This window comes from Rhizobium sp. P1_E1, assembly GCF_056406015.1.
In genome coordinates, this window is sequence record NZ_JBFUAY010000189.1 from 1 (window position 1) to 8,490 (window position 8,490).

Annotated in this window: 9 protein-coding genes; 4 read left to right on the forward strand and 5 right to left on the reverse strand. The window is 59.9% G+C overall.

Features of this window, described 5'->3' with window-relative positions; translation table 11 throughout:
• The 4 genes from AC1D1Z_RS30725 to AC1D1Z_RS30740 form a co-directional block, all read left to right on the forward strand.
• The coding region (locus AC1D1Z_RS30725; protein WP_477852628.1) for an aldehyde dehydrogenase family protein at positions 1 to 320 on the forward strand (320 nt) is incomplete at its 5' end.
• A gap of 37 nt (positions 321 to 357) precedes the next feature.
• On the forward strand, positions 358 to 1,158 hold the full coding sequence (locus tag AC1D1Z_RS30730; RefSeq protein WP_130719327.1) for a phosphate/phosphite/phosphonate ABC transporter substrate-binding protein: 801 nt from the start codon (positions 358 to 360) through the stop codon (positions 1,156 to 1,158).
• Between the two features lie 148 nt (positions 1,159 to 1,306).
• On the forward strand, positions 1,307 to 1,558 hold the full coding sequence (locus tag AC1D1Z_RS30735; protein ID WP_112907909.1) for an AbrB/MazE/SpoVT family DNA-binding domain-containing protein: 252 nt from the start codon (positions 1,307 to 1,309) through the stop codon (positions 1,556 to 1,558).
• Positions 1,555 to 1,953 (forward strand): type II toxin-antitoxin system VapC family toxin, encoded by a 399-nt coding sequence (locus AC1D1Z_RS30740; protein ID WP_018246720.1) that lies wholly within the window; start codon positions 1,555 to 1,557, stop codon positions 1,951 to 1,953. The genes AC1D1Z_RS30735 and AC1D1Z_RS30740 overlap by 4 nt, the downstream gene beginning before the upstream one ends.
• Positions 1,954 to 1,996: 43 nt before the next feature.
• On the opposite strand, the gene AC1D1Z_RS30745 is transcribed toward AC1D1Z_RS30740, so the two are convergent.
• The 5 genes from AC1D1Z_RS30745 to AC1D1Z_RS30765 form a co-directional block, all read right to left on the reverse strand.
• Positions 1,997 to 2,974, reverse strand: a complete 978-nt coding sequence (locus AC1D1Z_RS30745) for an ABC transporter ATP-binding protein (RefSeq protein WP_130719326.1) — start codon at positions 2,972 to 2,974, stop codon at positions 1,997 to 1,999.
• Positions 2,975 to 2,978: 4 nt separating this feature from the next.
• Positions 2,979 to 3,806 (reverse strand): carbohydrate ABC transporter permease, encoded by an 828-nt coding sequence (locus AC1D1Z_RS30750; protein ID WP_130719325.1) that lies wholly within the window; start codon positions 3,804 to 3,806, stop codon positions 2,979 to 2,981.
• The gene (locus tag AC1D1Z_RS30755) at positions 3,803 to 4,681 is read right to left on the reverse strand and encodes a carbohydrate ABC transporter permease (protein WP_028732343.1); all 879 of its coding nucleotides are present in this window, start codon (positions 4,679 to 4,681) and stop codon (positions 3,803 to 3,805) included. Before AC1D1Z_RS30755 ends, AC1D1Z_RS30750 begins: the two co-directional genes overlap by 4 nt.
• Positions 4,682 to 4,747: 66 nt before the next feature.
• A complete protein-coding gene (locus AC1D1Z_RS30760; RefSeq protein ID WP_130719324.1) occupies positions 4,748 to 6,031 on the reverse strand; it encodes an ABC transporter substrate-binding protein in 1,284 nt (427 codons plus the stop codon).
• Between the two features lie 37 nt (positions 6,032 to 6,068).
• Entirely contained in the window at positions 6,069 to 8,390 is a 2,322-nt protein-coding gene (locus AC1D1Z_RS30765; RefSeq protein WP_130719323.1) for an alpha-L-rhamnosidase, read from the reverse strand.
• Positions 8,391 to 8,490: the final 100 nt, after the last annotated feature.

Below are 8,490 nucleotides of genomic sequence, written 5' to 3' on the forward strand. Positions count from 1 at the left end.
GCATGCAGGTCGCGCGCGAGGAAACCTTCGGGCCGCTTGCCCCGCTTTTTCGTTTCCGCGACGAGCAGGACGTCATCGAACAGGCAAACGACACCGAGTTCGGCCTTGCTTCGTATTTTTACGCCCGCGATCTGTCGCGAGTGTTTCGCGTCGCCGAAGCGCTCGAATATGGGATGGTCGGCGTCAATACCGGTCTTGTCTCCACGGCCGAGGCTCCGTTCGGCGGCATGAAAATGTCGGGTCTCGGTCGCGAAGGGTCGAGGCACGGATTGGACGAATACACCGAGCTTAAATATGTATGCCTCGGCGGCATTGCCTGACTTGGTTGATGCTTGCGCTTCGCCGCAAAGGACCAGAATGTCTCTCGTCAGCATCGCCATGTATGTCACTTCGGAGCCGCTCGCGGATGCGACAGCCGAGCTCTGGTCGTTCCTCCGGCATTATCTCTTGGATGCCGGCCTCAAGGGCTTGCCTGAAAAGCTCGATCAGGCGGTTCCCTATGATGAAGCCTGGCTGAGGCCGGATCTTCTTCTCTCGCAGGCATGCGGCTATCCCTTTGCCAGGAGCCTGCGTGGCAGGGTCCGCCTGGTGGCGACGCCGATTTATGGTCATCCCGGCTGCGACGGCCCGCTGATGCGCAGCTTCATTGTCGTCCGCAAGGATTCTCCCCTTTGCTCGTTGGCGGATTTGCGGGGCACCACGGCTGCGATCAATAGCCCTGACAGCAATTCCGGCAGCAATTTCTTTCGCGCGGCGGTCGCTCCGCTTGCCGACAGCGGCCGCTTCTTCGGTCGGATTATCGAAACCGGCAGCCACCGCGGCAGCATCGCCGCCGTTGCCGAGGGCAGGGCGGAGAGTGCCTCCATCGATTGCGTCACTTATGCGAATATTCGCCGCTTCGATCCCGGCCATCTCCAAGCGGTCCGCATCATCGCCGAAACGCCCAAAGGCCCCGGTCTGCCCTTCATCACCTCAGGCGATGCATCGGACGAGAGAGTCCTTCTGCTGCGAAATGCRCTTGACGCCGCGATCAAGGAGCCATCGCTGGCCGCTATGCGCGCTACACTCGGGCTCGTTGATTTTTCAGTGCTTTCCGAAGCCGACTATGCGCCGCTCTTATCGCTTGCCGGCGATGCTTTGCCGCAATTGAGAGCTTGAGCGGCAGACGAATTTTTCCMGACTTTTTCTTCGGTTGGGAGTGAGCCACACGAACTAGGCAGGTGAAGGCAAGTCCGTAGCACTCGAACCTTGAATGTAAGGAAAAATTCCATTACTTTTGTATGGGTTTAAAGTTCGGAGATTTTCCATGGCTTCCCTTGCGGTCACAATGAAAGGGCAAATCACGCTGAGACGGGATTTGCTGACGCATCTTGGGGTCAAGCCGGGGGAGCGGATCGAATTCGACAAGCTGCCTGGGGGCGAGCTGCGGGTAAGGGCTGCTCGTCCGACGGGGACAATCGAGGACTTTATCGGACGGCATGCTGGCAGGATGAAAAAACCGTTGACCATCGAAGAGATGAACGAAATCGCGGCTTCGGGCTGGGCCGGCGAGGAATGAAAATCTCAGTCGATACCAACGTTCTTGCTCGAGCCGTCCTGCAGGATGACGCCGAGCAGGGAAGGGCAGCGGCAAAGCTCCTCAAGGAAGCATCGCTGATCGCGGTTTCCCTGCCGAGCTTATGTGAACTGGTCTGGATACTGCGTCGAGGAGCCAGGCTATCAAAGGAAGATGTTTCACAGACGATCCACGACCTGCTCAACGCGGGCAATGTGGCGATGAACCGTCCTGCGGTCGAAGCAGGACTGGCCATGCTGGAGGCGGATGGCGATTTTGCAGATGGCGTGATCGCCCATGAAGGAGCATGGCTTGGCGGCGAGAGCTTCGTATCTTTCGACAAGCAGGCGGTCGAGCTGGTAATCCGCCAAGGCCAACCCGCGCGTCTTCTCGCCTGAAATTCCGCAGGCTCATGAGCGAGACGGCGGGCAGGCGTTAGCCTCAGAACCGATGTTCCGCTCCTTCGACCGGATTTGCCCAGACTGTCATTCCAGGCGCAAATGGCGTCTCGCCTTCGGCGCGCACCACCATCTCACCGAGTTCGGGGACGTCGAGGTAGAGGATCGCGTCGGCGCCAAGCCGCTCGACATGCCGGATCCTGCCCTGCCACTGCCCGGCACCTTCCGAAAGCCTGATATGTTCCGGGCGAATACCGTAGGTCGTGCAGTTCATTCGCCGCGCGGTCTCGCCCCCATAGAGGTTCATCTTCGGGCTGCCGATGAATCCGGCGACGAATGGTGTCGCCGGATTACGGTAGAGTTCCATCGGACTGCCGATCTGCTCGACCGCGCCGCCGTTCAGGACGACGATCTTGTCCGCCATCGTCATGGCCTCGACCTGGTCGTGGGTAACGTAGATCATCGTCGATTTCAGGCGGGCGTGCAGATCGGCGATCTCAAGACGCATCTGGGCTCTGAGCGAAGCGTCGAGATTGGAGAGCGGCTCGTCGAACAGGAAGACCTTGGGATCGCGGATGATCGCGCGGCCGATGGCGACGCGCTGCCTCTGGCCGCCGGAGAGCGCTTTCGGCTTTCTCTCCAGCAGCTGGGTGAGCTGCAGCGTTTCAGCCGTCGCCGCGACCTTGGCGGCGATTTCCGCCTTTGGGCGGCGGGCGAGTGAAAGGCCGAAGCCGATATTCTCGGCAACGGTCATATGCGGGTAGAGCGCGTAGCTCTGGAACACCATGGCAATGCCGCGCTCGGAGGGTTCGGCAGAGGTCACGTCCTTGCCGCCGATGGTCAGCGTGCCTGATGTCGTTTCTTCTAGGCCGGCGATGATCCGCAGCAACGTCGATTTTCCGCATCCAGACGGGCCGACGAAAACGACGAACTCGCCGGAGGCAACCTCCAGATCAATTCCCTTGATGACTTCAAGGGCGCCAAAGCTCTTGCGAACTTGCTTGAGAGTGAGCTCAGCCATTCGGTTACCCTTTTACTGCGCCGGCCGTCATGCCGGCGACGATCTGCCGGTTGAAGAAGATGAAGACAATCAGCGGCGGGATCGTCACGAGGAGGATATTCATGAAGAGGAGATTGTACTGGCTCGTATACATGCTCTGGAAATTATAGAGCGTCAGCTGCACGGTCACGTTCTCCTTGCCGGGAAGATAGTAGAGCGGGTTGGTGAAATCGTTGAAGATCGCGATCGATTGCACGACGATGTTGGTGACGGTCACCGGCTTCAGCAACGGCAGGATCACTCTGAAGAAAATCTGTCGGGGCTTGGCGCCATCGATCAGCGCCGCCTCGTCGAGGTCGCGCGGTATGGTCGAAATGAATGACCGGTAGAGCAATGTCGAGAACGAGAGATTATAGGCGACCTGGATCAGGATCATCCCGGTCATGGTCTTGAAGAGACCGATCTCCTGCAAGAGGCCGATGGTGGGCACGACGGCTGGCGGCATCATCAGACCCATGAACAGGGCAATGGAGGCCACCCTGTTCCAGACGGTCTTGCGGCGCTGCATCACATATCCGACCATTGCCGACAGCAGGATCAGGATCGTGACGGAGACCACGGTGATCAGCGTGGAGTTGAAATAGGCGAGCGCGAGCTGGTAGTCGCGCGCCTTGAAGACGGCGGCCAGATTATCCCAGAACAGCCAATGTTCGGGCAATTCGAAATCGAGGCGAGAGGCTTCGGATTTCGATTTGACCGCCTGGAGAGCGACGAAAACGAAGGGCATGACGAAGATGACGGCCGTCACCGCAAGGGCTATCGCGCCGGTCACGTAAGGGTGGACGCTTCTCATTCCTCGACCTCGCGCCGGTTGAACCACAGGGTGAATGGCAGGATGATTATGGCGATCAGCGCGAACAGGATGACGTTTCCGGCCGTCGACAGGCCGTAGAAACCCGCCTGGTACTGCTTATAGATGACCGAGGCGATCACATCGGAGGAGAAACCGGGCCCGCCGCGGGTCATGGCCCATATCAGATCGAAGGATCGAAGCCCGCCGATCAGCGACAATGTCACCACGATGACGGTGGCAGGACGCACGAGCGGCAGGGTGATCCGGAAAAATTGCTGGAGACGCGTGGCGCCGTCGATCCTCGCGGCCTCATAATAATCGGGGCTGATCGCGGCAAGGCCGGCGATGAAGATCAGGGTTGCAAGGCCGACACCCTTCCAGACATCGACCAAAGCCACCGAAAAAAGCGCCAGCGCCGGATTGGTGAGCCATCCCGGGCCGGGAATGCCGAGCGTCTCGAGCGTGACATTGATGATGCCCCTGGTCGGATGCATCATCACCGTGAAAGTGATCCCGATGCCGATCGTCGAGACCAGGACGGGAAAGAAGACCAGCGTGCGCAGGAAGCCGCGGGCGAAGATATTGCTGGTTAGCAGCACGGCAAGCAGCAGCCCGCAGACCGTCTTCAGGCCGGATGTCGTCACGGCATAGATCAGCGTGTTGACCAGTCCCTTGACCAGGAATGGTTCGGAAAAGAACTGCTGAAAGTTTTCGAGCCCGATGAATTCGGCCGTCGAAAGATCCCAGCGTGTGAGGCTGAACCAGAGAGAGGATACCGTAGGAACCAGAAACAGCACGCCGTAGATGATTGCGGCCGGAATGAAAAACCACAGCGGGTAGGGCGATTTGCGCGAGCGGGGGCGTGTCTCGGTCATGACTACCTCTTCGATCGGGTGGAACCTCGCCCCTTTAGGAGCGAGGTTAATTGACCCGAAAGGCCGCTACCAGTTTGGAAGACCGAGCTGCTTGGCCTGCTTGCGCACGTCGTCGTCATAGAGCTTTGCTGCGTCGGCCGGCTGGCGAATACCGGAGCCGACTTCGACGGTGATCTGCTCAAGAGCCGGTCCCTTGATCGGCGAAACGAATTCCAGCGCCGGGGTCGTCTTGTCCTTGGCCTCGAAATAGGGGAGCATGTCCTTTATCGCAGGCGGTACACTAGCTGGCAGGTCGCAGCCGTCGATCAGGGAAGGCCCCTGAACGGCATTGGTCTCCACCATGATCTTGCAGGCCTCGACGCTTCCGGCAAAATCGACGAATTTCCGTGCTTCCTCGGCGTGCTGGCTGGTCAGGGGAATGTAGAGGGCTGGCGGCATCCAGACCGTCAAGCCGTTGGTTGCGGCGTCGTCGCTCGGCTGCGCAAAAAAGCCGACATCGTTGAGGTTTTCGGGATAATTCTGTTTGAGCGCGCCGACCGCGAAGCTCAGCATCGGATAATGCGCTGCCTCGCCGGTTGCCACCATTCTCAGGCCGTCGTCGTAGCTTGCCGCGCCGAAATCTTCGTTCATCAGACCGGCGTCGTGAACGTCCTTCAGCCGTTCGAAGCCCTTCAGAGCCGCAGGCGTCTCGGCGTATTTTGCCTTGTTGGCAGTATAGTCTGCGGCGAAGTTCGGCACGGCCGCGTGCAGGTTGTAATAGTCAGCCAGAACGAACAGCTGCGAGGTCCAGGTATCGCGATAGGTCTGCGCCACGGCGACCTTTCCTGATGCTTTGACCTTCGCGTTGTTCGCCATGAAGTCCGCCCATGTCTTCGGGACGGAGAGGCCGAGGTCCTGGTAGATTTTCCTGTTGTAGAGGATCCCGCCTGCCATCGCCGTGCCGAAGGGAACGCCATAGATCTTGCCATCGGCACGGACAACCGATTTGAAACCTTCGTCGACCTTCGCTTGCGAGGAGAGATCGCTCAGATCGACAAGCGTCTGTGTCGGCTTCAGCGCCTGTAGCAGCGAGCCGGAATTGTAGAGAAACACATCGGACATCTCCCCCGTTGCCAGGCGCGTCTTGATGATGTTGTCGCCTTCGCCGCCACCGGCCCGCGGCTCGATTTCGATCGTCACGTCGGGTGCCTTTGCCTGATAGGCGGCAACCAGTGCCTCGGCTGCCGCGACGGTGTCCGGGTTGTTGTCGATCAGGAATGACAGCGTGGTGTCTGCATGCGACGGGCCAGCCGCGACCAGTGCCAAAAGCGCGGACGCGCCCGCAAGAATGAGTTTTATCCGATGTGTCATGACGTTCCTCCTCTGAACGGTGTGACGTGTATGCTCCTCAAGAATTGGGTAGGGAAAAGACCAGCTGGTGCGTCCCGGAGGGAAGAATGGCTTCCTCGACAACAGGCTCTCCGTTGAGCGACGGATTTTGATGCCGTTTTCCCGGCCGGAACCGGCCGATGCAGCCCTCCGGAAAGGTCAGCACATAGGTGACCTTGTTGCCGTCGCACTGCCARCCGGCCTCGATGCGTCCCTGGCTGATATCATGATAGGCCGAAACCGGCGAAAGGGACGGAATCGGCGCCGGATCGACGACCACCTCGGCAAATCCGGGGGCGCTCGGGCACGGAGAAATTCCGGCGACGCTTTCGAACAGCCACTGGCAAACCGCGCCATAGGCATAGTGGTTGTAGCTGTTCATATCAGGTTCGTAGATGGTGCCGTCAGGCGCCATGGAATCCCAGCGCTCCCAGATCGTCGTCGCTCCCTTCGAGACCTGGTAGAGCCAGCCCGGTACATCCTCCTGCAGGAAGACCTTTTCGGCCAGATCATCCATGCCGAGCTTCGTCAGCGCCGGCAGCAGGGCGGGCGTGCCGATGAAACCGGTGCCGATCTTGTAGTCTGCATCGATGATCACCTGCCGGAAATGCTGCTGTGCGGCTTGCGTGTGCTCCGCCGGTATCAGGTCGTGGAGGAAGGCCAAGGCATAGGACGTCTGGTCGTTGTGTGCGAGCCGTCCTGCCGGCGTGATGAACTCGTTGGCGAATGTCCGCCGGATCTCGTTTGCGCGCTGGTTCATCATCTCTTCAAGCGCATGCTCGCCGAGAGTGGCTGCGATCCTTGCCAGAAGGTCGGTCGAGATGAAGTGGTAAAGCGTGGCCGCGCAGTCGTCAGCAATCGTCGGACGAGGCTTTCGATTGTCGCCGACCGGCTGCAGCCAGTCGCCGAAGGTGAAGCCGCGGTCGCCCCAACGCGAGGGCGGACGCACGAGCGGACCATCCGAGATCGACCAGACGAAATCGACCCAGCGCACCATGGAATCCAGGCACTCCGACAGGACGGCCCGGTCGCCGTAATGGGTGTAGAGTACCCAGGGGATGACGACGATCGCGTCGCCCCAGCCGGTCGAGCCGGCATAGCCCGGGAAATTGGCCGGATGCAAGCGCGTCGGATCCGGTGAAAAGTGCGAGACGGCGCCATCCTCGCGCTGATCAGCCATCACATCCCGCAGATACTTCCTGAGAAACGATTGGCTGTCGCTCAGCCAGCATGCGGTTGCGGCAAATACCTGGGCGTCGCCCGTCCAGCCCAGGCGTTCATCGCGCTGCGGGCAATCGGTTGGAACTTCGACGAAATTGGCGCGCTGCGACCAGATGGTATTCTCGACGAGGCGATTGACCAGCGCATTGCCGGAGGTGAAACCGCCGGCGGGCTCAGGCACCGACGAGATCGGGATGGACGCGATTGTGAGGATCTTCGCATCGCCCTCGATCGTCACCCGGGCATAACGGAAGCCGTGGAAGGTGAAATGCGGTGCGTAGGTCTCGTCGCCGTCTCCCCGCAGCGTGTAGACGGTATGTGCCGCGGCCGTGCGATAGTTGCGATTGTCGAAATGACGATCGGGGCCGAGTACCTCCGAATGCTCCACCCGGACTTCGGCGCCGGCAGCGCCGCGGACCTTGTATCTGACATAGCCGCCGGCATTCTGGCCGAAATCGTAGACGGTCCTGCCCTCATCGTCGGTCCAGCTTTCGACAGCGGCAAGTGGCGGCAACTCGCGCACCGCAGCCGTTTCGTGCGCGACAAGCAGCGCCCTGTCAAAGGGCAATCTCTCGGTGCCATGGCTCTCCAAGTAGTTTTCCTGGCGGGCATCGTAGATTTCGCCGAAGTAGATTCCGGATTTCAGGATCGGCAGAAGGCCGCTTCGCCATGAGGTGTCGGTGGAAAGAACGGTGCCATCCGGTCCGATCAGATCCGCAATAGCGCCGATCCTGTCGCCCCAGCAATTCGGGATCGCCTGGGCACCCCACATCAAAGGCGACCGATACCATCCGTCGGCAAGCCAGATCTCGATCCGGTTGAGACCCGGCTTGAGCAGGTTGGAGACGTGGTATCGCTGATAGGCAAGGCGATCGTCGTAGTTCGTCCAACCTGGGGTCAACAGGTCGTCACCGACGCGAACGCCGTTGATGAAGCAGCGGTAGAGGCCAAGTGCTGATATAAAGAGCTCGACGGGAAGCTTGGCGCCATCATGTTCGAAAGTCTTGGAGACGAAGCTTGCGGCCGTTCCCTGACCGCCATCCGATAGTGGCGCGATCATATCCCCGGACCAGGCACGCGAAACGAGGTTGCCGCTGATGGCTGCCGGCTGAAAGTTCATCAAGTCCTCCCGACGAGTTGTAGAACGTTCTCCATATAACGTTCTACATTTTCTTCGGAAGCGCAATAGAATTTTCGTTGCCAGTCTGCCATGGTGGTTC